Raw genomic sequence first — 26,148 nt, forward strand, 5'->3', positions numbered from 1 at the left:
GCAGGCGCGTATGAGCGGCGGCACGGTGGAGGACGCGCGCGGGCGGGTGCTCGCGCTGCGGCCGCTGACGATGCTCGACCGGCTGCGCCTGTTCAAGGCGCTCGGGCCGGAACTGTCGATGAACGACGCGTATCTCGGCGTCGCCTCGCTGGCGGCGTCGGTCAGCGCGATCGATGGCGTGCCGCTGCCGTTTCCGGCGAGCGAGGCGGCGGTGGAAAACGCCGTCGAGCGGCTGGGCGAGGCGGGCATCGAGGCGGCGGCGGCGGCATTGCAGCCGGAAGATGCCGACACGGTGAAGGTGCTCGCGGGAAACTGAGCCGGCACTCCGCGCTGATCGACTGTCTCTACCTGGTCGGGCGCGGGGTGCCGTTCGAGGTGGCCTTCACGCTCGGCGAGGCGGAGCGGATCGCCTTCGTCGTCGCGTGCGGGGAGCTGGACGGGCTGACATTCGACTGGAAGGCGATGGCGTGGGTGCAGGAGTGACATGGCGCGATGGCGCCGGGGCGCGGTTCGCCGGGCTTGTGCGTGGCGGGTTCGGGCGGATCGCGCCGCGGCGGCCGCGGACAGTGGCGCGGAGACTGCGGCGAGCGGTGACCTCCGCCCTGCATGAGGCGCGGGTGGTGTTGCCGAAAATCGGCCCTCGTGGCGGTGCGGCGTCGGCACGGCCTGGTGGATGGCAACATGCCGCGCGCCGTTCGACGGGCCGGATGCGGCTCGCGTGGCGTGTGTGGCGCGACGTGCCGTCGCGCGCCGTGGTGCGGGTGGTGCCCGTGACGGGGCGGCGTGTGGCGGATGGCTTCGCGCCGGAGATCCGGCGGGCGGGCGGGCATCTGCCCGCGCATCGGGCGCCGGCGGCGGGAGCCAGGTATGCGCCGGTGCGGGAGGCGCGGCCGAGCCGCACCGCTCTGCGGGCCGGTGATCCGGCGCTCGGGGCTTCGCGCCGGCGGATGGCTCCGTACGTGTCCTCACGTCGCTTCGGGCCAGGCGCCGGGAACGGCGGGCGTGCTTCGGCGGCATCGTGGGCGCGGCCGGTGGCGCCGATCGTGCCGGAGCGGGCGGTTCATGGGGGATCAGCTGCGGCTGCGGCGTCGGTGCGGCCGGAGGCGCGGTTCGCGGCGCCGGAGCGTATCGATCTTGGCCGCTGGCTCGGCGGATTGTTCGGCGACGAGGCGCGGCGGCCGCCTTCGGGCGTGACCGGATACGACACGCGCATGTCGCCTGTGTTCCCGGGCCGCAAGCCGGGATTCTGACAACGGGAGGCGGAAGATGGCGGCTATCATGGTGATGCTGGGCGGCGTCGCCTTCCGGGATTTCGAGGTGCCGCAGGCGATCGAGTTCGGTGGCAGCCAGAGGCTGGCGGTGCATGAGCTGGTCGGCGGCGGCCGCGTGATCGACACGCTTGGCGCGGCGGCGGGGAGCATCCGCTTCGGCGGCACGTTCTCCGGCCCTGATGCCGAGGCGCGGGCGCAATTGCTGGATGCGGCGCGGATGGCGGGGGCGATACTGCCGCTGGCCTGGAGCGGCTTCGCCTTCGAGGTGGTGATCGCGGATTTCGTCGCTGTTTACGAGAAACCCTGGTGGATTCCGTTCTCGATCGAACTGGTCGAGGCACAGAATCTGGTGACGGCGGTGCCGGACGCGCTGGCGCAGGCGGGGCTCGACCTCGTCAGCGCCGGCGGGCTGGCCGGGCTGGCGGGGCTTTCGCTCGGCTCGATGGCGGCGACGGCGCCCGCGAGCATCGCCGCGGCGCAGGGTGTTGTGGGTGGCGCGCTGAGGGCAGCAGAAAACGGGCTGGCGGCGGCGCATGGCGCGTTCGGCGCGAGCGCTGGCGCGTCCACGGCGACGCGGGCGCTGCAGGCGATGGGCACGGCGAGCCTGTCGCTCGCGGCGCTCGGCGGGGCCGCGGCCTATCTCGGCCGCGCCGCCGGCAATGCTTCATTGGGGGCGGCATGAGCGGGACGACGACGATCACGGTCGCGGGGGGGAATCTCTACGAGATCGCCGCGCGGCATCTGGGCGATGCGACGCAGTGGATCCGCATCGCGCAGCTCAACGATCTGTCCGATCCGGTGCTGGTCGGGCTGGTGACGCTGCTGCTGCCGCCGGTGGACCCGAATGCGGGCGGCGGGGTGCCGCGTGTCTGAGGCGGTGACGGTGCGGGCGATCGCGCCGTTCGCGAAGCTCGACGGAACCCTGCTGCCGGGGCTGGAGCGGCTGGAAATCCGCCAGCCGGGCTCGTTCGAGGCGGCGTGTTTCGCCCTCGAATTCGCGATCGGCGCGGTGCCGGGTGGTGCTGCCTGGTTCGCGGGATTGCAGGGCGGGGTGGTGACCGCCGGCACCGGCAGCGGGACGGCGCTGGTCACCGGGCAGATCGACAATGTCGCGATCCGGTTCGATCTCGGCGTCGCGACTTTGAGCGGGCGGGATCTGGCCGCGCGGCTGATCGACGCCGAGGTGGAGCAGACCTTTTCCAACCTGACCGCGAGCCAGGTGGCGACGGCGTTTGCAGGCCAGGCTGGGCTTGCCGCGAATGTGGACGCGACGACGACGCGGATCGGCCAGTATTACGAGCTGGCGCATGCGCAGACCGGGCTTGGCCTGCATTCGCGGCACGCGACGCGGTGGGACCTGCTGGCCGCACTCGCGATGCGCGAGCAGTTCAGCCTTTCGGTGACCGGGACGACGCTGAATTTCACGGCGCCGCCGGCGGGCGCGCCGATGCTGCTGACCTATGGGCGGGACCTGATGACGCTGGGCTGCGACCGCGCGCTGGCGCTGGCGGCGCCGAAAGTGACGGTGCGGAGCTGGAACCCGAAGAGCAAGGCGGCGTTCAGTTCGAGCGCTGGCGGTTCCGGCGGGACGACGCTGATCCGCCCGAACCTGACCCAGGGCGAGGCGGAGCGGGTTGCGGCGGCGGCGCAGGCGGCGCTGGCCGCGCAGGCGGTGCGGTTGCAGGCGAGCATGCCGGGCGAGACGTCGATGGCGCCGGGGACCGCGATCCTGCTCCAGGGCACGCAGACGGCCCTCGACGGCGCGTATGTGGTGCGCGGCGTGGAGCGGATCATCGACGGGCGGATCGGGTTTCTGCAGCATTTCGAGGCGATGCGGACGGCATGATGGAGCATTTCTGGAACGCGGTGAAAGGCCGGGCGGCGGCGCTCGACGGGCTTTCGGCGCAGGCGCGGTTCGCCGTGGTCGCGAGTTTCGATCCGGCCGCCTACGCGGCGCGGGTGACGTTGCAGCCGGAGGGCGTGCTCTCGGGCTGGCTGCCGGTGCTGGCGGGATGGGTCGGCGCCGGCTGGGGCATGGCGGCGCCGCTGTCGCCGGGCGATCAGGTTCTGGTGCTCGGCCAGGAGGGCGACGCCGAACAGGCGGTGGTGCTCGGTCGGTTGTGGTCCGACCGCGATCCGGCGCCGCAGGCGGCGGTGGGCGAGCTGTGGCTCGTGCATCAGAGCGGCTCGTTCCTGCGGCTGCGCAATGACGGGACGATCGCGATGAAGGCGACGACGGTTTCGATCGAGGGGGATCTGATGGTGAGCGGCGAGGTTTCGGACCGGAGCGGGACGCATGGCAGTCTCGATACGCTGCGGCAGGCCTATGACGGGCACACCCATCCCGATCCGCAGGGCGGCTCGACCGGCACGCCCTCGGCGGTGGTGTGATGGCGGATCTGGCGTTGACCTTTGGCGGCGATCTCGCATTCGGCAATTCCGGCGATCTCGCTCTGGCCGGGGCGGCGGCGCTGACCGAGCAGCGTGTGCTGCGGCGGCTGCTGACCAATCCGGGCGGGTATGTCTGGCAGCTTTCCTATGGCGCGGGGCTCGGCCAGTTCGTGGGCGCGGCGGGGGCGGCGGGTGCGGCCGGCGCGCTGGCGCGCGCGCAGATGCGCGGCGAGGCGCGGGTGGCGAGTGCGCCGCCGCCGCAGATTACGCTCAGCCAGGGCAATCCGGGCGGGCTGGCGATGACCATTGCCTATCAGGACGCCGCGACGGGACGGGCGCGCGTACTCGCGCTGCCGGGTTCCGTCTGATCATCACAGGGAATTCCGATGCAATTATCGCTGCAAAGCTTCACCGCCATGGTGGAGCAGATGGCGGCCGCCCTGCAGGGGGCGGCGAGCCAGGCGCTGGACCTGACCGTGGGGTCGGTCCTGCGGGCGCTGCTGGAGGCGAATGCCTCGCTCGGCCTCTGGCTGCAATGGATGATCGTGCAGGTGCTGCTGACCACGCGGCTTTCCACCAGCACCGGGGCCGACTGCGACAGTTTCGGCGCGGATTTCGGCTTTGCCCGGCTGCCGGCGGTGGCGGCGGCCGGCAGCGTGACCTTCGCGCGGTTCGCCCCTGTGCTGTCGGCCTTCGTGCCGGTCGGCGCGACGGCGATGACGGCCGATGGCAGCCAGAGTTTCGCGGTGACGGGCGACCCGGCGAACCCGGATTTTTCGGCGACGCAAGGCGGATACACGCTGGCGGCGGGTGTCGCCGCGATCGATCTGCCGGTGAGTGCCGTGGCGCCGGGGGCTGCGGGCAATGTGATGGCGGGGGCCATCTCGCTGCTGACCACGGCGATCGCCGGGATCGATACGGTGAGCAACGCGGCGCCGATGGGCGGCGGTGTGGATGCGGAGAGCGACGCCGCGTTCAAGGCGCGGTTCGGCAACTATCTCGCCAGCCTCTCGCGCGCGACGACCGGCGCGATCGAGGAGGCGGTGGCCGGGGTGCAGCAGGGGCTTTCGGTGACGGTCAGCGAGAATGTCGATCAGACCGGCGCGGTCAGCATGGGCAATTTCATCGTCACGGTGGATGACGGAACCGGCCATCCGCCGGCCGCGCTGCTGGCGACGCTGGGCCGGGCGGTGGATGCGGTGCGGCCGGTGGGCACGCGGTTCGCGGTGCAGGGGCCGAGCGTGGTGGCGGCGAACGTGTCGATGACGCTGGTGCTCGCGCCCGGCACGGTGCCGCAGACCGCGACCGCTGCGGTGACGGACGCGATCGCGGCTTATATCGGCGGGCTGTCGGTGGGTGCCGCGCTGCCTTATTCGAAACTGCTGCAGCTTGCCTATGACGCGTCCGACGCGGTGGTGAACGTGACCGACGCCGTGCTGAACGGCGGCACGGCCGATCTGGCGCCGCCCGCCTTCGGGGTGGTGCGGGCCGGCACGATCGGCGTGAGCTGAGCCATGAGCGGAGCGACCAATCCCCCCGGCGGCGCGGCCGACATGGCGGCGCGGCTGAAAATGGCGCTGCCGGCCGGCTGGTTCGCCGATGCGACACCGGTGCTCGACCTGGTTCTCGGTGGCCTCGGCGCGCTGTGGGCGGCGCTTTACGCGCTGATCGGGACCGTGCGGCGGCAGACCCGGATCGCGACCGCGACGGGGGCGATGCTGGACATCGCCGCGCGGGATTATCTGGGCGGGCGCCTCACGCGGCGGGCGGGCGAGACGGATGCCGCGTTTAGCGCGCGGCTCCGCGCCAATCTGCTGACGCCGAAGGCAACGCGGGCGGCGCTGGTGGCGGCCATTGCCGCCGAGACCGGGCGGGAGCCGATGATTTTCGAGCCGGCCAATACCGGCGATACCGGCGGCTATGGCGCCAGCACGCTCGGGTATGGCGTGCGTGGCGGCTATGGCAGCCTTGCTCTGCCCTATCAGTGCTTCGTGACGGCCTATCGTCCGCGCGTGGCCGGCAGCGGCGCCTCCGGCGGGTTCGGCTACGGGCCGGGCGGCTATTCGACCGCGCCGCTGGCCTGGAGCGATCTGGCGCAGGATGTGGGGCTGGCTACCGATGCCGACATCTACGCCACGATCGCCGATGTGTTGCCGGTGAACGCCATCGCCTGGACGCGGTTGCTGAACTGACCGGCCATCCCGCGCCTTTTCCTTCCTGCCGGACGGACGCCGCCCTGATGCGGCGGGCGCCGTCGCGCGGCCTCATGACAAGGACATCTTCATGGACAGGACCATCGTCTATCCCGGGGCGATCCCGCTGGATACGGACATTCTGAACCTCAACCGCAACGTGATGGTCGCGATCGGCGCGCTCAATGCCGCGATGCTCGGCGGCGGCATGGTCGCGGACGGGCTGGCCTGCACGCCAACCGTGCCGGCCTCGCTGACGGTGACGGTGGCGCCGGGATCGATCACCCAGCTCGGGCCGGTCGATGCCAACAGCTATGGCAGCCTGCCGCAGGATACCGGCCAGCAGACGGTGCGGATGGGCATCAATCTCGATCCGGTCACGTTCACCCTGGCGGCACCGCCTAGTTCCGGCCAGTCGGTGAATTATCTGATCGAGGCCACGTTTTCGGAGGCGGATGCTGACCCGGTGGTGCTGCCCTATGTGAACGCCGCCGATCCCTCGGTGCCGTATTCCGGGCCGGGCAATTCGGGCGGGGCGCAGAACACCCAGCGGCAGCAGCGGGTTCAGCTTCAGGTCAAGCCGGGTGCCGCGGCGGCGGCGGGAACCCAGGTGACGCCGCCGGTGGATGCGGGATGGGTGGGGCTTTATGTCGTCACCGTCAATTACGGGCAGACCGCGATTGCCGCGGGCGATATCGTCACGCTGCCGCAGGCGCCGTTCCTGCCGTTCAAGCTGCCGCAGCTGCGGCCGGGCTTCTCGCAGATGCAGGTGTTCGACAGCTCGGGCAATTTCGTCGTGCCGCCGGGCGTGACGCAGGCGAAGGTGACGGTGGTCGGCGGCGGCGGGGGGGCGGGATATCACGCCTCGATGCCGGGTGGTGGCGGTGGCGCCGGGGGGACGGCGATCGACATCGTCACCGGTCTCGCGCCGGGGCAAGTGATTCCGGTGACGGTGGGCGCGGGAGGTATCGCGCCGGGCGCGCCGGCCAATGGTGGCAGCGGCGGCACGTCGAGCTTTGGCGGTTACCTTTCGGCGACCGGCGGTGGCGGTGGCGAGGGTGGCACCGCGACACTCTTCGCCACCGCCGGCGGTGCGGGCGGCATCGGCTCGGGGCGCGGATCGTGCAGGGCGGGGCGATGGGCGGCGATGGCATCGTCGTTGCCGGGCGTGGCGGCGATGGCGGCGGGCCGGGCCGCGGGCGGGGCGCGAGCGGCCCTCTGCCGGGGCTGCCGGCGACTGGCTTTGGCGGCGGCGGCGGCGGCGGCGGCGCCTCGATCGGTGCTGCGCCCACCAGCAGCCCGGGCGGCGCGGGCGCGCCTGGCATTGTCATCGTCGAATACTGAGCGGAGCCCTCCAGATGAGCGCAACCATGACACCGGCCAGCCGGATCTGGCAGGCGGCCTCGGCACGGCTGATCGAGATCGAGGGGTTCATTCCGACACCGCGCGGGATCGCGCTGCTGCCGCCGCGACCGCTGGCCTGGCCGGAAAAGGATCCCGGCGACACGCTGGATTACACGTTCGACGTGGCGCCCGCGCTGGCGGGCAGCCCGGGGGACGCGATCGCCACCGTCTCGGCCAGCCTGAGCCCGGACAATCCGGGCGATCTCACCCTGGCCTCGACCGCGATCGACGGCACCAGGGCGGTGCTGTGGCTCGCCGGGGGGCAGCCGGGCACGACCTATACGGTGACGGTTTCCATCACCACGCTGGCCGGGCGGAACCTCGCCCGAAGCATCGCGCTGCCGGTGGTTGCGCTGGCATCGGTGCCAGCGCCGGCAAGCGCGCTCACCACGCCGGACGGCGCGCCGATCACCAGCCCGTTCGGCCAGCCCATCACCGCAACCTGAGGAGGCGGCATGCCCACCATCGGACAGCTACCGGCGGCGAATTCGGTTTCGGACAGCGACGAACTGCCGCTTTATCAGGCCGGACAGACCGTGGCGGCGACGCGCGCGCAGTTTCTCGCCGGCATGCAGCAGCTTATCACCCTGCCGCAGGGCACGCTGCTCGGCGGCGTCGGCCCCGGCGTGGCGGCGCCGGTGCCGGTCACGATCGGCGCCAACCTGTCGCTCAGCGGCACCACACTCACCGCCACCGCCGCGCCGTTCGAGATCGCGGCGCTGCCGGCGGGGAATGCTCCTGCCAGTGGCGATTCCGTGCCGCTCGGCCAGGGAGGCGCGAATGTCGCGCTGAGCTATGGCGCCTTCATGGGCGGGATATCATCCGTGCAGGGCGTGCGGGCGGACGGGTTCGAGGCGGTCGCGGCGGGCGCGAGCGCGGTGCGATCGGTCGCCGCACTGGCGGCCAACGCCGTCGCGATCGAGGATTTCGGCGCCAAGGGCGACGGGGTGACCGACGACGCGCCGGCGTTGCGCGCGGCACTCGCCGCGGGCAGCGCGGTCAGGTTCGGGCCGAAAACCTATCGGATCGACGGCGAGTGCGACATTGCCGGCGCCGCCGCGACGCTGATCGGCGTGCCGGGGCAGACGGTGCTGACGCGCGGCGCGCAGAGTGTTGCCGGCACATCGAGCCAGGCGGCGTGGATCAGCGTGAATGCTGCGACCTTCACCGCCGATGGCATCATCTTCGACGCCAATGCCGCGATCACGGCGCAGACCTGGGGCGTGGTGATCCAGGCAGGTTGCACGGCGTCGATCGTCACGCGCTCGCAGTTCCGCAATGCCAAGGGATCGATCTTTGGCTGGGGCCTCGCGATCGCGCCCAGCGATCCGGCGGTGACGCAGCATCACGTGCATGACTGCGAATTCACCGCCAACGCGGTGGACGGGCTCTGGATCGCGGCGACCGACGCGGTGGCGGTGACAAGCTGCCGGGCGCACGACAACGCCCGCAACGGCATCTATGTCGATAACCAGGACCCGACGCTGACGCTGAAGATTCGCGATGTGCAGGTGGTCGGCAACACGTGCTGGAACAACCAGACCGGCATCGTGGTCGGCAATTTCAACCAGACGAACCTTCAGCCGGGCACCTACGGCAATGCCAATCCCGACGTGCTCGGTGCGCTGGTCGCGCAGAACTGCGCCTTTGCCAACACCAGCTACGGCATCTCGATTTCGGGCCGGAACATCCTGGCGACCGGGAACCTGCTGGTCGATAACGGGCCGGCCGGCGGCGGGATGCTGGTAAATTCCGGCTATTGCCGCGTGGCCGACAACATGATCACCAATTCGGGCGGGTTCGGGATCGATGCGGGCGGGTCGGTCTATGTCGAGCTGTCCGGCAATTACTGCGATGGCCAGACCATCGGCATCGGTATCGGCGGCAGCCAGAACTGCACGGTGCGGGGCAATTTCATCCAGGACTGCACGACCGGAATCGAGGCGCTGAACGTCGAATCCGACGGGCGGGGAACCAATTTCGGCATCGCCTGCAACAATCTGGAGATTGCCGGAAACCGGATCAATTACGGCCCCGGCGGTTATGGCATCGTTCTGAAGGACGCGCCGCAGCTGGTCGTGGTGCGGGACAATATCGTCTCCTCCGGCACCGGGGGCGATCCGTTCAACGCGCTGCTGGCCTATACCGATTCGGTCGTGCTGCGGAACAACATCCTGAATTTCGCGGACGGTTTCGCGGTCAATCCCGTGGTATCGAACGGGTTGAACGCGCTGGTCTATCCCGATCTGGTGGACCGGCTGACGGTATCGCAAGGCACCGGCGAGGTGCAGTCGATCGTCAGCGCCACCGCGCAGCGGAGCGCGGGCACGATCAGCTATATTACTCACCAGTCGGTAATTAAGACGACATTTTGCTAGTCGTATGTTTGCGGGGATGATATAATTCTGGCATGAAACGGGACGGTCGCAGATTTGATCATCGCACCCTGGAAACCATCCGGCTGATGGCTGTAGAGCGGGTGCGCGAGGGCGAAGCGGCCTCTTTGGTGATTGCCTCATACGGGTTCAGCCGCACAACAATCTATAAATGGCTCAGCGCGGCATCGAAGCCTGGGGTCGGGGTGAAAGCCTTGCGGTCACGGCCGGCAACCGGCCGGCCGCGGCGTCTGACGCCGCGCCAGGAGCAGCAGGTGTTGCGTTGGATCAATGGCCGCGATCCGCGCCAATACGGCCTGGATTTCGGGCTGTGGACCCGGCACGTTGTGGCCGAACTGATCGAGCGCAAGTTTGGTATCAAACTCGGTGTGACGGCTGTGGGCGAACTGCTGTCGAAACTGGGCCTGACGCCGCAAAAGCCGTTGCAGCGTGCCTATCAGCGCGATCCGGAGGCGATCGAGGCATGGCGACGTGAGCGGTTTCCTGAAATCGCCAGGCAGGCCAAGTCCTGTGGCGGCGAGGTCTTTTTCTGGGACGAGTCCGGCTTTCGGGCCGACGCCGTGCATGGCAAGACCTGGGGCGTGAAGGGACAGACGCCGATCGTCGAGCGTCCGGGCCAACGGCAATCGATCAGCGCCGCCTCGGCGGTGACAGCCCGCGGCGGGTTCTGGTATTGCACTTATGAAGGCGGCCTGAATGCTGAGTTGTTCGTAGCGCTGCTACGCCGGATGATGCGGCACCGCACGAGGCCGGTGCACCTGGTCCTCGACGGGCTGCCTGCCCACAAAACAGCGCTGGTGAAAGCCTACGTGGCGTCGACCAATGGAATGCTGACGTTGCATTTTCTGCCAGGCTACGCCCCTGACCTGAACCCAGATGAACTGGTCTGGAGCCACATGAAGCGGACGGGCGTCGCCCGGACTCCGCTACGCCAAGGCGAAAAGCTTCAGGACAAAATCGAAGCCCAACTCGCCGCCATCAAGCGCAAACCACGTCTCGTGCAATCATTCTTCAAAGCACCAACTGTCGCCTATATTACCGACTGCTGAGTAAGGTGACCAGCGGCGGAGCGAACTACACCACCGCCACCGTCTCGATCAGTGGGACGGGCAGCGGGGCGGCGGCGGGCGCCTGGATCGCCAACGGCGCCGTCATCGGGGTGTATATCACCGCGGCCGGCAGCGGCTATGGCGCGGGCACGCAGGTGAACATCAGCGGCGACGGCACCGGGGCGACGGCGAGCGTGCAGGTCGGGCTGCCGGTGCTCGAGAGCCGGCGGCTGGAGATCGAATGTCTTGCGCCGGTGCGTTTCGCTTCCGCCGGCAGCGTGCCGGCGCAGGAAAACTGGACCGGTGCGCCGCTGACCGTGCCGGCCGGCGCGACAATCGAGTGGCGGGGGCATGCCGGGGCCTGGCAGGCGGCGCGGTTCATCCAGTCGGACTATCTGGCGCCGTCCGCCGATGGCAGCGTCACGCTCGGCAGCCAGGCTGGGGATGTGCGGCTCGGGCCGGCGACGGGTGGCGCGGTCCGGCTGATCTCGCCGACCGAGCCGACCGGGTGCGTGGCGCTGATCGGGCGGGGCTCGCCGCTCGGTGCGGTGACCGCGCCGCCCGGATCGAGCTATCGCAACCTCGACGGCGGCGCCGGGGCAACCTTCTGGATCAAGCAGACCGCGACCGACGCGACCGGCTGGACCGCGATCGCCTGAGGCAGCGCGAGAGGACATTCCCGAACCATGACGACGATACCGCAACTGCCCACCGCCGCGAGCGTGGGGCCGACCGACCTGTTGGCGCTGTCGCAGAACGGCATGCTCTATGCCGCGAGCGTCGCCCAGGTGACCGCCGGGCTACAGCGGGAGATCAGCCTGCCGACCGGCGATCTGCTCGGGCGCAACAGCGCCGGGGCGGGAACGCCGGAGGCGGTGACGCCGGGGACCGGGCTTGCGCTCGGCGCCGGCACGCTTGCGGCCACGGGGGCCGATCATCTCGGCTTTCCGCTGCTCGGCGCGCTTTCGACGACCGACGAGGTGGTGGTCAATGCCCAGGGCGCGCCGGGCCGGCTTCCGGTTGCGGCCCTGCGCGGCCTGTTTTCAGCGGGGACCGGCCTTGCGATCGATGCCAACGGCACGCTGAGCGTCACGGCCAGCGCGATCGCGGGGGCGACCGGGCCTGCGGGTCCTGCCGGCCCTGCCGGTCCTGCGGGGCCGGCGGGGCCTGCCGGTTCCGGGCTGAGCGCGCCGGGGGCTGCGAATTCGGCCAGCACGATCGGCGGCGCCGACTTCGTCGCGATCTGGCAGAATGGCGCCAATGCCTGGATATCCTACGAAAAGCTGGTGGGCGGGCAGACGATCGACCAGCTGCCCGCGGCGGGGCCGGCGGCGGATTCCGACCTGTTGCTGGTCGCGCAGGGCGGCAACGCGCTGGCGAGCCAGAGCTTCGCGGCGATCTGGACCTATGTGGCGCAGAAAATTCCGACCATGCGGCGGCAGGTCGTCGAGCTGAACAGCAACACGGTGCTTGACGCGACGACGCATAACCAGCGGATTCTGGTGGTCAGCCAGCCGATCACCCTGACGGCGAATTTCACCAATATGGGCAGCGGGTTTACCTGCCGGGTGATCAACCTCGCCGCCGGGCCGGTGACGATGGGCACCGGCATCAGCTCCGGCACCGGGGTGACCGCGCTGCCGCCCGGCACCGGGGCGGAGCTGACGGCGCTGACCTATTCCGGCGGATCGCTGGTCTGGTGGGATGGGGTCGCGTTGCCGGCGCCGACCATCACGGTGAACGCGCCCGGCAGCCTGACGGCCAACACCGTGTTCACGCTGAGTGGCGCCCTGTTCGATGAGGCCCCGACCGCGCTGGACTATTCGACGGACGGGGTGACGTGGACCGCTGCGGCATCGCCGATGATCGGGGCCGGGTCGTATTCCTTTCAGGTCCCGGGATTGCCAGCGGGCAGCTACACGATCTCGGTGCGCGATCATAACGCGACCGGCGTGGTTGGCCGGAGCGCGCCGTTCAGCGTGGCGACGGCGGCGGTCGCGCTCGCGGCGGTGCCGGCCAGCGCGGTGGCGGGTGGCACGATCGCGGTCAGTGGCACCGTGGCCCCGGCCGGCGCCGCGGTGCAGGTCGGGCTTTCGGCGAGCGCGGCCACGCCGCCGGCAAGCTTTATCGCCGCGACGGTGAGCGGCGGCACCTGGTCGGCCACGCTGCCGGCGGGCAGCGCGGCGGGAACGGTCTATCTATGGGCCGAGCAGACGGCGGACGCAGCCGTGAAGGCGGTGTCCGGCGCGATCGCGGTGATGGCCGCGGCGCCTGTCGTGACGTACACGATCAACCAGCCCGCGGCCGTTTCGGTCGCCGCCGGATCGGGCACGCTGGCGCTGAATGGCGGCGTCAGCCCGGCGCAGGCGATCGCGACCCAGGTGGCGTTCTCGACCTCGAACGCCGCGCCGCCTGCGAGCGGCTGGCAGGCGGCCTCGATCATCGACAACAACGCACTCTGGGCGGTCTATGCGACGGTCCCGGCGACGCCGGGGGCCTATTACGTGTGGGTCGAGACCGCGACGGGGCAGGCGGCTTCGGTGTCCGGCTTCACGATCACGGTGACCTGAGCATGAACCTGATTTCGGTACGCCCGGCGGCGCCGCTGCGCGACGGGACGGGACGGCTGTTCGCCCGCGCCCAGACAGCGGGTTCGGTGCCGGTGGGGAGCGCCTTCGCCGGGCCGACGCCGGCCGCGATTGCCGGTTTGGCGGGCTGGTGGGATGCCGGCGCGCTCGGCGCCGTTCTCGATGCCAATGGCAATCCGCTTGGCGCCTGGAACGCCCCGGCGGCGGCGCTGGCCGACAAGTCCGGCAATGGACGGACCCTGCTGCCCTTTCACATCGCGGCGGATACCGCGCCGGCGGCGATGATGGCGGTGCCGCGGGTCAACGGGTTTCTCGGTGCGGCGGGCAGTCCGGACCCGGCCATCGCGCAGTACGGACCGACGCTCGATCCGGATTGGGGGCTGACGCTCGCGGGGTTCGACCTCGGCAGCGACACGGCCTGGACGCTCTATCTCGTCTGGACCCGGCCGAACTGGCGGCAGGGCACGATCCAGGTCGACAATGCGCCGATCCCGCTGATCCATGCGATGGCGACGGGAACGACGATCATCGAGGCCGGCGGGCCGGGCGGCGGCGGGCTGACGCTGTTTCCCGGCACCGCCGCGAGTCGCGGCATCACCACGACGATCGAACGGCGGCATACCCATGCGCTGATCCTGCGCAACACGCCGGGGGCCGGTGTGGATGTGTGGCTCGACGGCACACAGGTGGCCAGCGCTGCCGCGAATCCATTGCCGGCGGCGGCGGCGGGCAACGTGCTGCTGTTCCACGACAATACGGTGCAGGGCTCGGCGCAGTGCTGGTTTCACGAGGCGGCGTGCTGGACCCGGGCGCTGGATGCGGCGGAGATCGTGACGCTGCTGGCCGCGCAGGGGCGGTGGGTGCTGGGCGCGCGGCGGGGCGTCAACCTGCTGGTCATGGGCCAGTCGAACGCCGAGTGGTTCGTGCAGGCTGGCGGCGCGCTGGCGCTGGCGCAGGGCGTGGCCTGGTATCTGGGAGCGGCCGCCTGGGCGGCGACGTCGCTGCCGGCGGGGAATGTCGTCAGCCCGGCGCGGTATTCGATGATTGCGGGGCATCCCGTGTCGAACTCCTCGCCGCCGCTGTTCCCGCCGGGTGCGGGCAACGGCACGTTCCTGACCAATCCCGGCGACGGGTCCTCACCCGCGACCTGGGCGCCGGGGCCGGACGGGCAGGCGCTCGCGGCCTATCTGACCGGCGCGCAGGCGCTGGTCTCGGCGGTGGACGAGGCGGATATCGCCTTCCTGCTCTGGCCGTGGAGCGAGCAGGACAGCACGATGCCTTACGCGAACAAGACGCTCTACAAGGAGAGCGTCAGCCGGCTCGCAGCGCTGACGCGGCAGATTCTGGGGCGGAGTGTTGCCTCGCTGCCGCTGCTGCTCTGGAGCGCCATTCCCTACGAGACCGATCAGGGGGTGCAGATGGTGCGCGAGAGCGTGCTCGATCTGTCGCTCGACCCGACCGGGAACGCCGTGATCTTCGCCGCGCAGACGGCGGATTCCAACCCGCTGAACGCGGCCTGGAACCCGGCGACCGGCCTTTTTTCCGGTGGCGATCCGCAGCATCGGGACCAGCCGGACCTGCTGCGCTATGGCCGGATCGGCGCGCATGCGGCGGCGCGGGCGGCGCTGGCGCTGGGGCTTTCGGACACCATTCCGGCATCTGCCGTGCCGGCGAGCGGGTTGCCGGTGGCGGGCGGGCCGGCGATCGCACATGCGTATCAGGCGGCGCCGGATCAGATCGTCCTGACCATCCGGCACGATGCCGGCACCGATCTGAAGATCAATCTGCAGGCGGCGAACGGCGCGGGGTTCGCGGTGATGGATGGCGGCACAGTGGCAAATCCGGGTCCGATGATCCCGGCCATCGCCGCCACGCGCGTGGATGCGACGCATGTCGCGGTGACGTTGCAGCGCGCGCCGGTGAACCCGGCAGCGTCGTGCCTGCTCTATTATCCCTATGGCAGTACGCAGATCGGCCGGGGCGATGCGGTGACCGACAATCTCGCCAGCCTCGCGCCGCCGGCCGGATGGTCGATGGCGGCGGATCTGGGGGAGGCTTTCGCCATCGACATGCCGCTGCAGGCGACCGCCTACGGCGTTCCGCTTTCGACCGCGCCCGGGTGAGCGCCATGGCGGAAGACACGATTGCCTTCTTGCGGGACGCGCTCGGGGATCTGCGTTCGGATGTCGGCATGCTCCAGGCCGAGATCGCCTCCGCCCGGCGTGAAATCGCCGCGATCGAGGCGCGGCATCTGGCGCTCGAGGCCTGGCGCAACCGCTTCGAGCTGCAGGTGGCCGGCACGCAGGAGCGCTTCATCGACAAATCGGACGAGCTGGTGGAGGCCTTCGCGCAGTTCCGCTCGGAACTGGCGCAGTTCCGCGGCGAACAATCGGGCAGCCATCGGGTGATCATGGTGGTGATCGGCGTGATTTCGGCGGTGATCGGCAGCGTCGCCGATCACTGGTTGCGTTTCATCGGCTGAAAGGACATTCGGATGCGACGTTTTCTGCTGGAGATCGTCTCGGACGCCGCGGGGCGATCCGACGGGATGGCCCTGCTCTCGGTGCTGGGCGTGCTCAGCTACATTTTTCTCGGTGTGTTCGCCGTGGTGGTGCGCGGCCAGCCTTTCGAACCCGATGCCTATGGCATGGGCCTCGGGTCGGCGATCGCTGCCGGTGCCTTCGGGATGGGACTGAAGGCCAGGCTCGCCGGAGGTGCGCGATGCCAGCCGTGATGCTGTCGGTGCTCGGGCGGTTCGCGCCGTGGATTCTGGGCGGCCTGCTCGTGGCGGGGCTGCTGCTCTATGGCTGGCATCTGGAGGTCGCGCTGCGCGCCGCGCGGATCGCGGTGCGGGACGGGCAGGGCACGATCGCACGGCTGATGGCGACGAATGCGGAAAACCGCGCCGAACTCGCCCGCTTGCGCGCCGACGAGGCGGCCTGGCAGACCGCGCTGACGACGGCGGCAGCGGCGGATGCGCGGGGCGTCGCGCTTTCGCAGCGGATTCTGACGAGCGTGGCCGCCGCGCCGCCGAAACAGGATGGTCCCGTGGCCCCGGTGCTGGATGGCGCGCTCTCGCAACTCGGGGCGGCGCAGGGCGCGGGGGCGAAGCCATGATCCGGGGTGGGTTCATCCTCGTGGCGTCCATGCTGCTGGCCGGATGCGCGGCCCCGCCGCCGCGGGTCGTTACCCGCATCAGGGTCGTGACGCCGCTGGTGCCGCCCTCCCTGCTCTCATGCCCGCCGGCGCCTTCTGTGCCGGTGGCGCGGCGCCAGTCGACGGTTGCAACCTATGTCGCGGAATTATGGGAAGCGGGCGAGATCTGCCGCAATCATCTGGCGGCGGTGGCCGGCGTTCTGCGCCGGCCGGGTGCCTTGTCGGCGCCAGCGCCGCGCCATCAGTCGTTGGTCAGGAAGGTCTTGCGATAGCGGATCTGGTCGCGCTGCTGCTGGGTGAGCGGGCCGCGCAGCGCCGAGCCCCGGCCGGACAGCGAGGGGTTGGTCATGAAATAGTCGTGCGCGGAGACCGGCGCCTCGCCCGGCGTCACCCGCGACCAGGCGCCATCGGGGCCGAGCGCCCATGAATCGACGTCGTCGCGCAGATCGACGGCCATGATCTGGTCGAGCACCTGGGCGTGGACCGTGGGATTGTGGATCGGCACGAAGGTTTCCACCCGCCAGTCCATGTTGCGGGCCATCCAGTCGGCGCTGGAGATGAAGACCTTGTTCTCGCGGTCGGGCATTCGCGCGCCGTTGGCGAAGACGGCGATGCGGGCGTGTTCGAGGAAGCGGCCGATGATCGACTTGACGCGGATGTTCTCCGACAGTCCGGGCACGCCGGGGCGGAGGCAGCAGATGCCGCGCACCACGCAGGAGACCGGCACGCCGGCGGCGGACGCGCGGTAGAGATGGTCGATCAGCCGTTCGTCGACCAGCGAGTTCAGCTTGAGCCAGATGCCCGACGGGCGGCCGGCGCGCGCCGCCTCGATCTCGGCGTCGATCAGCGCGCCGATGGCGCGGCGGGTGGTGATCGGGCTGTAGACCAGCTGGTCCATCTGTTCGGGCCGGGCATAGCCGGTCATGTAGTTGAACAGGCGGGCGGCGTCGCGCGTCAGTTGCTGGTCGCAGGTGAAGAAGGACAGGTCTGTGTAGATGCGCGCGGTGATCGGGTGGTAGTTGCCGGTGCCGAAATGCGCGTAGGACCGCATGGCGCTGCCCTCGCGCCGGACCACGAGCGAGAGCTTGGCGTGCGTCTTCAGCCCGAGGAAGCCATAGACGACCTGAACGCCGGCGGCTTCCAGCGTGCGGGCGAGGCGGATATTGGCCTCCTCGTCGAAACGGGCGCGCAGTTCCACCATCGCGGTGACGCTCTTGCCCGATTCGGCGGCTTCGATCAGCGCGCCGACGATCGGGGAATCGCGGCTGGTGCGGTACAGCGTCTGCTTGATGGCGACCACGTTCGGGTCGGAGGCGGCCTGGCGGAGGAACTGCACCACCACGTCGAAACTCTCGAACGGGTGGTGGACGATGATGTCCTTGTTGCGGATCGCGGCGAAACAGTCGCCGCCGAAATCGCGGATGCGCTCGGGGAAGCGCGGCGTGTAGGCGGGAAACAGCAGCTCGGGCCGGTCGTCGACGATCATTTCCTTGAGATCGACGAGGCCGAGCATGCCGGATTCGATAAAGAAATGGTTTTCCGGCGCTTCCACCTCGTCGATGACGAGGCTGCGCAGATCGTCCGGCATGTTGGCGGCCAGGGTCAGTTCGATCGCGGCACCGCGGCGGCGGCGCTTCAGCGCGGTTTCGTAGGACTGGACCAGATCCTCCGCCTCTTCCTCGAACTCGACATCGGTATCGCGGCAGACGCGGAACAGGCCGGAGCCGGCGAGGCGGAAGCCGTGAAACAGGCGGTCGAGAAAGAGGATCACCAGATCCTCGAGCTTGATGAAGCGGATCGTGGCCGGCGAGGGTCGGGCAGGCGGATGAAGCGCCGGATCTGCGCGGGCAGCGGGATGAGTGCGCGCATCACGCCTGAATCGTCCTGGCGGATCAGCTTGAGCGCAAGCACGAGTCCCATGTTCTGCACGAAGGGGAACGGGTGCGCGGGGTCGATCGCGAGCGGGGTGAGGACGGGGAAGACCCGCTCCATGAAATGCTGGTCGAGAAAGGCGCGGTCGGCCTCGTTCAGCTCGTGCGGGGCGATCACGGTCAGGCCGGCGCCGGCAAGCTCGGCGAGAACGCTGCCAAGAACGCGCTGCTGGGTTTCCATCAGGGTCCTGGCGCAGCGGTTGATTTCGGCGAGCTGTTGGGTGGGCGTCAGCCCGTCCGATGACCGCAGGGCGACTCCGGCGCGGGCCTGGCCGATCAGCCCGGCGACGCGGACGGAGTAGAATTCGTCGAGATTGGAGGCGCTGATCGAGACGAAGCGCAAGCGTTCGAGCAACGGGTAGCGCGGGTTGTCGGCGGCGGCGACGACCCGGGCGTTGAAGGCCAGCCATGACAGTTCGCGGTTGATGAAGCGCGACGTTCCATCGGCCAGGGTCGGCTCAACGGCGATCTCGGGCAGGGTTTCCTCGTCCATGCCGGCACATTGCCATGAAAGCCCTGACAGCTAAAGCAAAGATGTGATGGCGGCGGCCGGCGGGTCGGGCATGCGGGCGGCGGGGTCGGTCTGCGCCGCGCCTTCGTCCGGGTCGGCGAGTTCGTCGACCAGCCGTTCGGCGAGCCGGCGCGACGGGGCCGTGCCGAGAGCAAGAGCATAGCGGTCGAGCCGGGCGATGGCCTCGCGCAGCACGGCGGGACGCCGCGGCAGGTGGTTCAGCAGGAACTGGTGCAGCGCGGGCGACAGGTTCATCTGCCGTGCCGCGGCGAGGCGGTGCAACAGCGCATCGAGCAGGGCCGGTTCGGCCGGCTCGATGCGGATGGTCAGGCTGGCGCGCAAACGGCTTGCAAGATCCGGTGGCTCGATCGGCAGGCGCGCGGGCGGCGTGCGGCAGGTCATCAGCACCGGCACGGCGGCCTGGGTGGCGCGTTCGAGTGTCGCGAACAGGGCGAGCGGCGCCGCCGCGGCGTCGATATCCTCGATCACCAGCGGCGCTTCCCCTGGGCTGGCGGGCGCGCGCAGGCGCGCGGCGTCGAGCCGGATCGCGCCGGTGCGGGCGGCCCAGAGCCAGACGAGGTGGGATTTGCCGCCGCCCGCCTCGCCCCAGATGACAAGACGGCGGTTCACCCAGTTCTCCGGCGCGGCGAGGGCGGCGCGCGCCCGCGCGTTCGATGGCGCGTCAACGAAATCGGCCGCGGCGAAGCGCTCCGGTTCGTCGAACGGCAGCGCCATCTGCCGCGGCTCGTACCCCTCGTTACGCACCGTGCCGGGGCGGATCGAGATAGAGCGGGCTCTGCAGGTAGTGGCGCAGCCAGAACCGCGCGAGCACGCCAAGGGTTGCGGTGACGGGGACGGCGAGCAGAACGCCCAGGAAGCCGAAGGTTTCGGCGCCGGCGAACAGGGCGAAGATCACCCACACCGAGGACAGGCCGAGCCGGTCGCCGAGGAAGCGCGGGGCCACCACATAGTCGTTGAGCAACTGGCCGACGACGAAGATGCCGCCGACGATCAGCACGTGGTCGAGCCCGCTGAACTGGCCGAGCGCGAGCACGATGGAGGAGACCGCGCCGACGATCGTGCCGACATAGGGAATGAAGGAGAGCAGTCCGGCGGTCAGGCCGACCACGAGGCCGAGATTGAGGCCGGCGATCGTCAGGGTGAGCGCGTAGAACACGCCGAGAAACAGGCAGCATATCGCCTGGCCGCGCAGCCAGGCATTCAGGATCCGGCTGATCTCGCGCGCGAGGTTGCGGATGACGCTTTCATACGAGCGGGGCAGCCAGGAATCGAGCCGCCCCATCACCAGCGGCCAGTCGCGCAGGAAATAGAAGGCGACGATCGGCGTGATCACCAGGAGCGTGAGAATGTTGAACAGCGCGAAGCCGGTGCCGAGCACCTGCCGCGCCGCCGAGCCCGCGAAATTCACGATCGCGCCGGCCTCGTTGCTGACCAGCGATTGCAGCTTGTTCGAGACGAAGCCGGAGCCGAAGCGAGCCTGGATCAGGCTGATCTGGTGGGTGGTGAATTGCTGGAGCCCCGCGATCATGCCGGGCAGCTGCTGGGCGAGCAGGCTGATCTGGGCGGAAATCAGCGGATAGAGCAGCAGCGCGCAGAGGCCGACGCCGGCAATCATCGCCAGCAGCATGATGATCGCGCCGAGCGAGCGCGGCAGGCCGAGCCGGTTCAGGGCGGAGACCGCCGGATCGAGGAAATAGGCAATGCCGGCGGCGGCCACGAAGGGCAGCAGGATCGCCGAGAACAGCCGCAGGAACAGGACGACGAGGACGATCCCCGCCACGATCCAGCCGAAGCGCTGCCAGCGGAAGCCGGCCTGGGGTTCGCCGGTCATGAGCGATGGCGGCCGGCTGTGTTGCCTTGAGGCGCGCGCTGTGGTGATAACCGCGCCAACGCGATGGCCGGGAATGTCCCGGCGGGCGGGCGGGTGCCGCTGAGCAGTGTGGCCGAAGCTTTCATGAACCGAGATTAGCGCATCGGAGGCGGGCATGACCAGCAAGGACGGGTCGAACGGCGAAACCTATCGCGCCGCCGGGGTGGACATCGAGGCCGGCGATGCCCTGGTCGAGGCGATCAAGCCGCTGGCGAAGGCCACCGCGCGGGCGGGCGTGCTCGGCGGCATCGGCGGGTTCGGCGCCTTGTTCGATCCGCGCGCGGCGGGGTTCGCCGACCCGATCCTGGTCGCGACGACCGACGGGGTGGGGACCAAGCTCCGGCTGGCGATCGATACCGGCATTCACGACACCGTCGGCATCGACCTCGTGGCGATGTGCGTCAACGACCTTGTGGTGCAGGGGCGGAGCCGCTGTTCTTTCTCGATTATTTCGCGACCGGGCGGCTCGACCCCGCGATTGCGGCGCGCGTCATCGCCGGCATCGCCGAGGGCTGCCGGCAGGTCGGCTGCGCGCTGACCGGGGCGAGACGGCGGAAATGCCCGGCATGTATGGCGCGGGGGATTATGACCTGGCCGGCTTCGCGGTCGGCGCGGCGGAGCGCGGGCGCCTGCTGCCCGAGGGGGTGTCGCCCGGCGACATCCTGCTCGGCCTGCCCAGCACCGGCGTGCACTCGAACGGGTTTTCGCTGGTCCGCCGGATCATCGACGCTGGCGGGATCGGGCTCGACATGCCCGCCCCCTTCGCGCCGGAACAGACGCTCGGCGCGGCGCTGATGGCGCCGACGGCGCTTTATGTCCGGCCGGTGCTGGCGCTGGCGCGGGCGGGGCTGTTGCGCGCCGCCGCCCACATCACCGGCGGCGGTCTGCAGGGCAATCTGCCGCGGGTGCTGCCCGAGGGCACCGCGGCCATGATCGACAGGGCGTGGCCGGTGCCGCCGGTGTTCGCCTGGCTGGCGCGGACCGGCAATGTGGCGCCGGAGGAAATGCTGCGGGTGTTCAATTGCGGCATCGGCATGGTGCTGGTGGTCCGCCCGGCGGATGAGGCGGCGGCGCTCGACCTGCTCGCCGGCGCGGGGGTCGTCGCGCACCATCTTGGCCGGATCACGGCCGGTGACGGCGCGCCGGCGGTCACGATCGGGCCGGCGGACACGCTGTTCGCATGAAGCGCCGCGTCGGCATCCTGATCTCGGGCCGTGGCTCGAACATGGAGGCGCTGATCGGTGCGGCGGCCGCGGCGGATTATCCCGCCGAAATCGCCATCGTGCTGTCGAACCGGGCGGCGGCGCCCGGGCTCGCGGCCGCACGGCGCGCCGGCATTCCGGCCACCGCGATTCCCGGGCGGGAGTTCGGTGCCGATCGTGCGGCGCACGAGGCGGCGATCGATGCCGCGCTCCGCGAGGCCGGATGCGAGCTGGTCTGCCTTGCCGGCTACATGCGGCTGTTGACGCCGTTTCTCGTCGGGCGCTGGGCGGGCGGATGCTGAACATCCATCCCTCGCTGCTGCCCGCCTTTCCCGGGCTCGATACCCATGCCCGGGCGCTGGAAGCCGGTGTGCGGCTGCATGGCTGCACGGTGCATCTGGTGACCGAGACGATGGACGAGGGGCCGATCCTCGCGCAGGCGGCCGTGCCCGTGCTGCCCGGTGACACCGAGGCCGCGCTGGCCGCCCGGGTGCTTGCCCAGGAACATGTTCTCTATCCGATGGCGCTGCGCGATCTCATCCGCGGTACGGCGGTTCCGGCCGACCCGGCGGCCAGGCTTTTCAACCCTTGCGTTTGATGTCGGGACGTTATAGCAACTTCCAAGGTCACAAGGATGTGTAGCGTCGTCAAGGGCGCGTCACGTTCCGTGTGACCGGACAGGACTTCGAATGGTCACGCAAGGTGGCGACGGCAAGAAAGGTTCAAGGCAGGAATGATGGCTGACACGGAACACCCGAACAAGCTGCGAATCAGTCTGGAGCAGCTTGAGGAGTCCAGCCAGACGGGCTGGAACAGTTTCTCGCGGTTCATCACCGTCACCACGATCTGCGTGGTCGTCACGGTTCTGCTGATCGCCGCGTTCACCGTCTGGAGCTGACGACCCGCCGAGGCGGCCGGCTTCCCCTGGCGCGTCCGCCCGTGCCGTCATCTGTCTGACAGGTTCGGTCGTGAGTGAATCGCCAGTTCTGAGTCCGCGCCATGCGCTGCTGGCCCTCGCCGTCGTTGCGGTGTGGGGAACGAATTTCGTCGTGATCCGCCTTGCGCTGGATCAGTTCCCGCCTTTCTTCTCGCCGGGCTTCGCTTCGCCCTGGCGGCCGTGCCGGGCGTGTTCTTTCTGCCCCGGCCGCGGGTGAAGTGGCCCAACCTCGCGGCCTACGGGCTGCTGATCGGCGCCGGACAATTCGGCCTGCTGTTCTTTGCGATGGATGGGCGGATTTCCCCCGGCCTGGCCTCGCTGATGATCCAGACCCAGGTCTTTTTCACGATTTTCCTCTCGATGGCGCGGGTCGGCGAACGGCTGCGGGGATTCCAGGTTGTTGCCTGCCTCCTCGCCGTGGCGGGCATCGGCGTCATCATGCTGCACCTGCATGGCGGTACCACGACCCTGTTCGGCCTGCTGCTCGTCCTGCTCGCCGCCTCCTCATGGGCCGTGGGCAATATCGTCGCCCGCGAGAGCGGCGCTCGCAACGCCCTGGCCTATGTGGTCTGGTCGAGCCTGTTCGCCGCGCCGCCGCTGCTTCTGGTCGCGCTGCTGCGCCAGGGGCCGGCCGTGCTGCTGCACGCGATAACCCACGCCACGCCCGCCGGATGGGTCGCGGTGATCTGGCAGTCGGTCGGCAATAGCTGGTTCGGCTATGGCAGCTGGGCGTTTCTGCTGGCGCGCTATCCCTCCGCCACGGTCAGCCCGATGGCGCTGCTGTGCCGTCTTCGGCATGGCGGCGTCCGTCGTCTGGCTTGGCGAGCCGATGCCGGGATGGAAACTGGCCGCCGCCGGGCTGGTCATCGCCGGGCTCGCGATCAGTGTGTTCTACCCGCGCTGGCGGGCGGCGCGGCTGCCCCGCCCGGCTTGAGCTTACCCGGCTTGAGTTTACCCGGCCTGAGCTTTGGTCAGGCCGCGCCGAACGCCCAGGCGAGAATCCCCTGCTGGGCGAAGAGCCGGTTCTCCGCCTCGTCGAACACCACCGATTGCGGGCCGTCGATCACCCCGGCGCTGACCTCTTCGCCGCGGTGGGCGGGAAGGCAATGCATGAAGATCGCATCTGCCGCGGCGCGGGCCATCAGCGCCTCGTCCACGCGATAGGGGGCGAGGATGGCGTGCCGGCTCTCCGCATCCTCGTCGCTCATGCTCACCCAGGTATCGGTGGTCACGCAGCGCGCGCCCTCGGCCGCTTCGGCCGGGCTGGCGGTGAGCAGGATGTCGGCGCCCTGCGCGCGCGCCCAGGCCAGGGCTTCCGCGTCCGGCGGCAGTTCCTCCGGGCAGGCGAGGCGGAGCTGGAAGCCGAATCGCGCCGAAGCCTCGATCCAGCTCTTGGCCATGTTGTTGCCATCGCCGATCCACGCGATGCGCTGGCCGGCGATCGCGCCGCGCTTTTCCTCGAAGGTCATCACGTCCGCCATCACCTGACAGGGGTGCGAGCGCTCGGTCAGCCCGTTGATCACCGGCACGCTGGCGTGTGCTGCGAGTTCGCGCAGCTTTTCCTCGCGGTCGGTCCGCAGCATGATGCCGTCGACATAGCGCGAGAGCACGCGGGCGGTATCCGCCACCGTCTCGCCCCGGCCGATCTGCATTTCCCGCGATGACAGCATTATGACCTCGCCGCCGAGCCGGCGCATGCCGATCTCGAAGCTGACGCGGGTGCGGGTGGAGGGCTTCTCGAAGATCAGCGCCAGCGCCCGCCCGGCGAGCGGCTGGCCGAGGGCGCGGCCGGCGCGCTTGAACCGCGCGGCGGTGTCGAGCATGTGGCGCAGCGTCGGCGCGTCGATGAGCGACAGGTCGAGGAAATGGCGCGGCGCCGGCGCGGACCGTCCGGTCTCGATCGCGGCGCTCATTGCGCGGCGTCCTGCGCGCCGGAGGGCGCGCAGCGCCGGGAGGCTGCGTCGAGCCGGGCGAGGGCCTCGTCGATCTCGGCATCCCGCACGATCAGCGGCGGCACCAGGCGCACCACGTTGTCGCCGGCGGCGACCACCAGCAGACCCTCGGCGAGGCAGGCGCTCTGCACCTCGCCATTCGGCACGGCGCACACCAGACCCTGCATCAGCCCCTGGCCGCGCACGCCGGAAAATACCCGCGGATGACGCGCCGCGAGTGCATCGAGCCCGGCGCGCAGCCGTGCTCCGGCCCGCGCCACCGCGTCGAGGAAGCCGGGCGCCAGAATTTCGTCGAGCACGGCATTGCCGGCGGCGCAGGCGAGCGGGCTGCCGCCATAGGTCGTGCCATGGCTGCCCGGCACCAGGCTCGCGGCGACGCGTTCGCCCGCGAGCAGCGCGCCCAGTGGAAACCCGCCGGCGATGCCCTTCGCGGTGCTGACCGCATCGGGCGCGATTCCGGCCCATTCATGGGCGAAGAGCTTTCCGGTGCGGCCCATGCCGCACTGCACCTCGTCGAAGCCGAGCAGCAGGCCGAACTCGTCGGCCGCCTCCCGCAGGCCGCGCAGATAGTCCGCCGTGGCCGGGCGGATGCCGCCTTCGCCCTGGATCGGTTCGACCAGGATGCCGGCGGTCTCGGGCGTTATGGCGTCGCGCAGCGCGTTGAGATTGTTGAACGGCACATGGTCGAACCCGTCGACCGCGGGGCCGAACCCTTCGAGATACTTGGCGTTGCCGGTCGCGCTGATCATCGCCAGCGTGCGGCCGTGGAACGCGCCCTGCGCACAGATGACGCGATAGCGCTCGGGTTTGCCCTCGCGCGCCATGGTCTTGCGGAAGGCTTTCACCAGCGCCTCGTTGGCCTCGGCGCCGGAATTGCAGAAGAACACGCTGTCGGCGAAGCTCGCCGCGACGAGGCGGGCGGCGAGCCGCTCCGCCTGCGGCACCCGATAGAGATTCGAGACGTGGATCACCTTCGCCGCCTGTTCGGCGATCGCCCTGGTCAGGCCGGGATGGCCGTGGCCGAGCGACGACGTCGCGATGCCGGCGCCGAAATCGAGGAATCGTCGGCCGTCATCGGCAATCAGCCAGGCGCCGTCGCCATGGCTGAACGACACGTCGATCCGGTTGTAATTCGGCATGAGGGCAGGGATCATGTCGTGGTCACTTTCTCTCGCAACCACGCTATTGTGCGAAGGCGGGCCGCCAAGTCAAACGCCGGGGGGCGATATCGGCGCATGAAACCCCTCGGGCGCGGCAGGGTTGCACTTTGCGGCGGG

At 70.0% G+C, this 26,148-nt stretch carries 26 protein-coding genes and 5 pseudogenes; 25 read left to right on the plus strand and 6 right to left on the minus strand.

Features of this window, described 5'->3' with window-relative positions; genetic code table 11:
* From ACIDOCELLA78_RS90590 to ACIDOCELLA78_RS90630, 9 genes are all read left to right on the plus strand, one after another.
* Window positions 1–316: hypothetical protein (locus ACIDOCELLA78_RS90590; protein ID WP_307850912.1), on the plus strand; the 316-nt coding region annotated here is incomplete at its 5' end.
* Window positions 317–467: 151 nt separating this feature from the next.
* A complete protein-coding gene (locus ACIDOCELLA78_RS90595) occupies window positions 468–1,250 on the plus strand; it encodes a hypothetical protein (protein WP_249676016.1) in 783 nt (260 codons plus the stop codon).
* A 16-nt stretch (window positions 1,251–1,266) separates the two neighbouring features.
* Window positions 1,267–1,953, plus strand: a complete 687-nt coding sequence (locus tag ACIDOCELLA78_RS90600; protein ID WP_201728965.1) for a hypothetical protein — start codon at window positions 1,267–1,269, stop codon at window positions 1,951–1,953.
* Window positions 1,950–2,144 (plus strand): hypothetical protein, encoded by a 195-nt coding sequence (locus ACIDOCELLA78_RS90605; protein ID WP_201728966.1) that lies wholly within the window; start codon window positions 1,950–1,952, stop codon window positions 2,142–2,144. Before ACIDOCELLA78_RS90600 ends, ACIDOCELLA78_RS90605 begins: the two co-directional genes overlap by 4 nt.
* Window positions 2,137–3,117, plus strand: a complete 981-nt coding sequence (locus tag ACIDOCELLA78_RS90610; protein WP_249676018.1) for a hypothetical protein — start codon at window positions 2,137–2,139, stop codon at window positions 3,115–3,117. The genes ACIDOCELLA78_RS90605 and ACIDOCELLA78_RS90610 overlap by 8 nt, the downstream gene beginning before the upstream one ends.
* Window positions 3,114–3,662, plus strand: coding sequence for a phage baseplate assembly protein V (locus ACIDOCELLA78_RS90615; RefSeq protein ID WP_201728968.1), 549 nt, complete (start codon window positions 3,114–3,116; stop codon window positions 3,660–3,662). The genes ACIDOCELLA78_RS90610 and ACIDOCELLA78_RS90615 overlap by 4 nt, the downstream gene beginning before the upstream one ends.
* 14 nt (window positions 3,663–3,676) lie before the next feature.
* Window positions 3,677–4,030 carry a hypothetical protein gene (locus ACIDOCELLA78_RS90620; protein ID WP_249676023.1) on the plus strand — a complete coding sequence of 118 codons (354 nt, stop codon included), beginning with the start codon at window positions 3,677–3,679 and terminating at the stop codon, window positions 4,028–4,030.
* Between the two features lie 18 nt (window positions 4,031–4,048).
* Window positions 4,049–5,173, plus strand: coding sequence for a baseplate J/gp47 family protein (locus ACIDOCELLA78_RS90625; protein ID WP_201728970.1), 1,125 nt, complete (start codon window positions 4,049–4,051; stop codon window positions 5,171–5,173).
* Window positions 5,174–5,176: 3 nt separating this feature from the next.
* Window positions 5,177–5,854 carry a hypothetical protein gene (locus tag ACIDOCELLA78_RS90630; RefSeq protein WP_201728971.1) on the plus strand — a complete coding sequence of 226 codons (678 nt, stop codon included), beginning with the start codon at window positions 5,177–5,179 and terminating at the stop codon, window positions 5,852–5,854.
* Between the two features lie 108 nt (window positions 5,855–5,962).
* Here ACIDOCELLA78_RS90630 and ACIDOCELLA78_RS90635 read toward each other — a convergent pair whose 3' ends face one another.
* Window positions 5,963–6,163, minus strand: a complete 201-nt coding sequence (locus tag ACIDOCELLA78_RS90635; protein WP_249676027.1) for a hypothetical protein — start codon at window positions 6,161–6,163, stop codon at window positions 5,963–5,965.
* 559 nt (window positions 6,164–6,722) lie between these two features.
* Between ACIDOCELLA78_RS90635 and ACIDOCELLA78_RS90640 the strand changes: the two are divergent.
* From ACIDOCELLA78_RS90640 to ACIDOCELLA78_RS90690, 11 genes and pseudogenes are all read left to right on the plus strand, one after another.
* Window positions 6,723–6,992: pseudogene (locus ACIDOCELLA78_RS90640) on the plus strand (glycine-rich domain-containing protein); the annotation flags it as partial.
* Window positions 6,977–7,198 carry a hypothetical protein gene (locus tag ACIDOCELLA78_RS90645; protein ID WP_249676030.1) on the plus strand — a complete coding sequence of 74 codons (222 nt, stop codon included), beginning with the start codon at window positions 6,977–6,979 and terminating at the stop codon, window positions 7,196–7,198. The pseudogene ACIDOCELLA78_RS90640 and the gene ACIDOCELLA78_RS90645, both read left to right, overlap by 16 nt.
* A gap of 14 nt (window positions 7,199–7,212) precedes the next feature.
* Window positions 7,213–7,704, plus strand: a complete 492-nt coding sequence (locus ACIDOCELLA78_RS90650) for a hypothetical protein (RefSeq protein WP_201728972.1) — start codon at window positions 7,213–7,215, stop codon at window positions 7,702–7,704.
* A 9-nt stretch (window positions 7,705–7,713) separates the two neighbouring features.
* Window positions 7,714–9,636: a right-handed parallel beta-helix repeat-containing protein gene (locus ACIDOCELLA78_RS90655; protein ID WP_249676033.1), complete on the plus strand. Its 1,923-nt coding sequence runs from the start codon at window positions 7,714–7,716 to the stop codon at window positions 9,634–9,636.
* Window positions 9,637–9,668: 32 nt separating this feature from the next.
* Window positions 9,669–10,703, plus strand: coding sequence for an IS630 family transposase (locus tag ACIDOCELLA78_RS90660; protein WP_201727480.1), 1,035 nt, complete (start codon window positions 9,669–9,671; stop codon window positions 10,701–10,703).
* Between the two features lie 5 nt (window positions 10,704–10,708).
* Complete coding sequence (locus ACIDOCELLA78_RS90665; RefSeq protein ID WP_249676036.1) at window positions 10,709–11,362, plus strand: hypothetical protein; 654 nt, start codon at window positions 10,709–10,711, stop codon at window positions 11,360–11,362.
* Between the two features lie 27 nt (window positions 11,363–11,389).
* Window positions 11,390–13,273 carry a collagen-like protein gene (locus ACIDOCELLA78_RS90670; protein ID WP_201728973.1) on the plus strand — a complete coding sequence of 628 codons (1,884 nt, stop codon included), beginning with the start codon at window positions 11,390–11,392 and terminating at the stop codon, window positions 13,271–13,273.
* Between the two features lie 2 nt (window positions 13,274–13,275).
* Window positions 13,276–15,414 (plus strand): hypothetical protein, encoded by a 2,139-nt coding sequence (locus tag ACIDOCELLA78_RS90675; protein WP_201728974.1) that lies wholly within the window; start codon window positions 13,276–13,278, stop codon window positions 15,412–15,414.
* 5 nt (window positions 15,415–15,419) lie between these two features.
* Window positions 15,420–15,773, plus strand: a complete 354-nt coding sequence (locus ACIDOCELLA78_RS90680) for a hypothetical protein (protein ID WP_201728975.1) — start codon at window positions 15,420–15,422, stop codon at window positions 15,771–15,773.
* Between the two features lie 12 nt (window positions 15,774–15,785).
* Window positions 15,786–16,025 (plus strand): hypothetical protein, encoded by a 240-nt coding sequence (locus ACIDOCELLA78_RS90685; protein WP_201728976.1) that lies wholly within the window; start codon window positions 15,786–15,788, stop codon window positions 16,023–16,025.
* Window positions 16,013–16,408 (plus strand): hypothetical protein, encoded by a 396-nt coding sequence (locus tag ACIDOCELLA78_RS90690; protein ID WP_201728977.1) that lies wholly within the window; start codon window positions 16,013–16,015, stop codon window positions 16,406–16,408. The genes ACIDOCELLA78_RS90685 and ACIDOCELLA78_RS90690 overlap by 13 nt, the downstream gene beginning before the upstream one ends.
* A 280-nt stretch (window positions 16,409–16,688) precedes the next feature.
* Here the strand turns inward: ACIDOCELLA78_RS90690 and ACIDOCELLA78_RS90695 are convergent.
* The 3 genes and pseudogenes from ACIDOCELLA78_RS90695 to ACIDOCELLA78_RS90705 form a co-directional block, all read right to left on the minus strand.
* Window positions 16,689–18,871, minus strand: a pseudogene (locus ACIDOCELLA78_RS90695) (RNA degradosome polyphosphate kinase).
* Window positions 18,872–18,901: 30 nt separating this feature from the next.
* A complete protein-coding gene (locus tag ACIDOCELLA78_RS90700) occupies window positions 18,902–19,654 on the minus strand; it encodes a DNA replication protein (RefSeq protein ID WP_249676039.1) in 753 nt (250 codons plus the stop codon).
* A complete protein-coding gene (locus tag ACIDOCELLA78_RS90705) occupies window positions 19,647–20,741 on the minus strand; it encodes an AI-2E family transporter (RefSeq protein ID WP_201728978.1) in 1,095 nt (364 codons plus the stop codon). The genes ACIDOCELLA78_RS90700 and ACIDOCELLA78_RS90705 overlap by 8 nt, the downstream gene beginning before the upstream one ends.
* A 154-nt stretch (window positions 20,742–20,895) precedes the next feature.
* On the opposite strand from ACIDOCELLA78_RS90705, the pseudogene purM reads away from it, so the two are divergent.
* From purM to ACIDOCELLA78_RS90730, 5 genes and pseudogenes are all read left to right on the plus strand, one after another.
* Window positions 20,896–21,964: pseudogene (gene purM / locus ACIDOCELLA78_RS90710) on the plus strand (phosphoribosylformylglycinamidine cyclo-ligase).
* Window positions 21,961–22,580: pseudogene (gene purN / locus ACIDOCELLA78_RS90715) on the plus strand (phosphoribosylglycinamide formyltransferase). The pseudogenes purM and purN overlap by 4 nt, the downstream one beginning before the upstream one ends.
* A 138-nt stretch (window positions 22,581–22,718) precedes the next feature.
* Window positions 22,719–22,880, plus strand: a complete 162-nt coding sequence (locus ACIDOCELLA78_RS90720; RefSeq protein ID WP_201728979.1) for a hypothetical protein — start codon at window positions 22,719–22,721, stop codon at window positions 22,878–22,880.
* Window positions 22,881–22,950: 70 nt separating this feature from the next.
* On the plus strand, window positions 22,951–23,136 hold the full coding sequence (locus ACIDOCELLA78_RS90725; protein ID WP_249676042.1) for a hypothetical protein: 186 nt from the start codon (window positions 22,951–22,953) through the stop codon (window positions 23,134–23,136).
* Window positions 23,109–23,639, plus strand: a pseudogene (locus ACIDOCELLA78_RS90730) (EamA family transporter); the annotation flags it as partial. The gene ACIDOCELLA78_RS90725 and the pseudogene ACIDOCELLA78_RS90730, both read left to right, overlap by 28 nt.
* Window positions 23,640–23,890: 251 nt before the next feature.
* Here the strand turns inward: ACIDOCELLA78_RS90730 and argF are convergent.
* Window positions 23,891–24,832 carry an ornithine carbamoyltransferase gene (gene argF, locus ACIDOCELLA78_RS90735; RefSeq protein ID WP_201728980.1) on the minus strand — a complete coding sequence of 314 codons (942 nt, stop codon included), beginning with the start codon at window positions 24,830–24,832 and terminating at the stop codon, window positions 23,891–23,893.
* Window positions 24,829–26,025, minus strand: coding sequence for an aspartate aminotransferase family protein (locus ACIDOCELLA78_RS90740; protein WP_201728981.1), 1,197 nt, complete (start codon window positions 26,023–26,025; stop codon window positions 24,829–24,831). Before ACIDOCELLA78_RS90740 ends, argF begins: the two co-directional genes overlap by 4 nt.
* Between the last annotated feature and the right edge of the window lie 123 nt (window positions 26,026–26,148).

It is taken from the genome of Acidocella sp. C78, assembly GCF_907164655.1.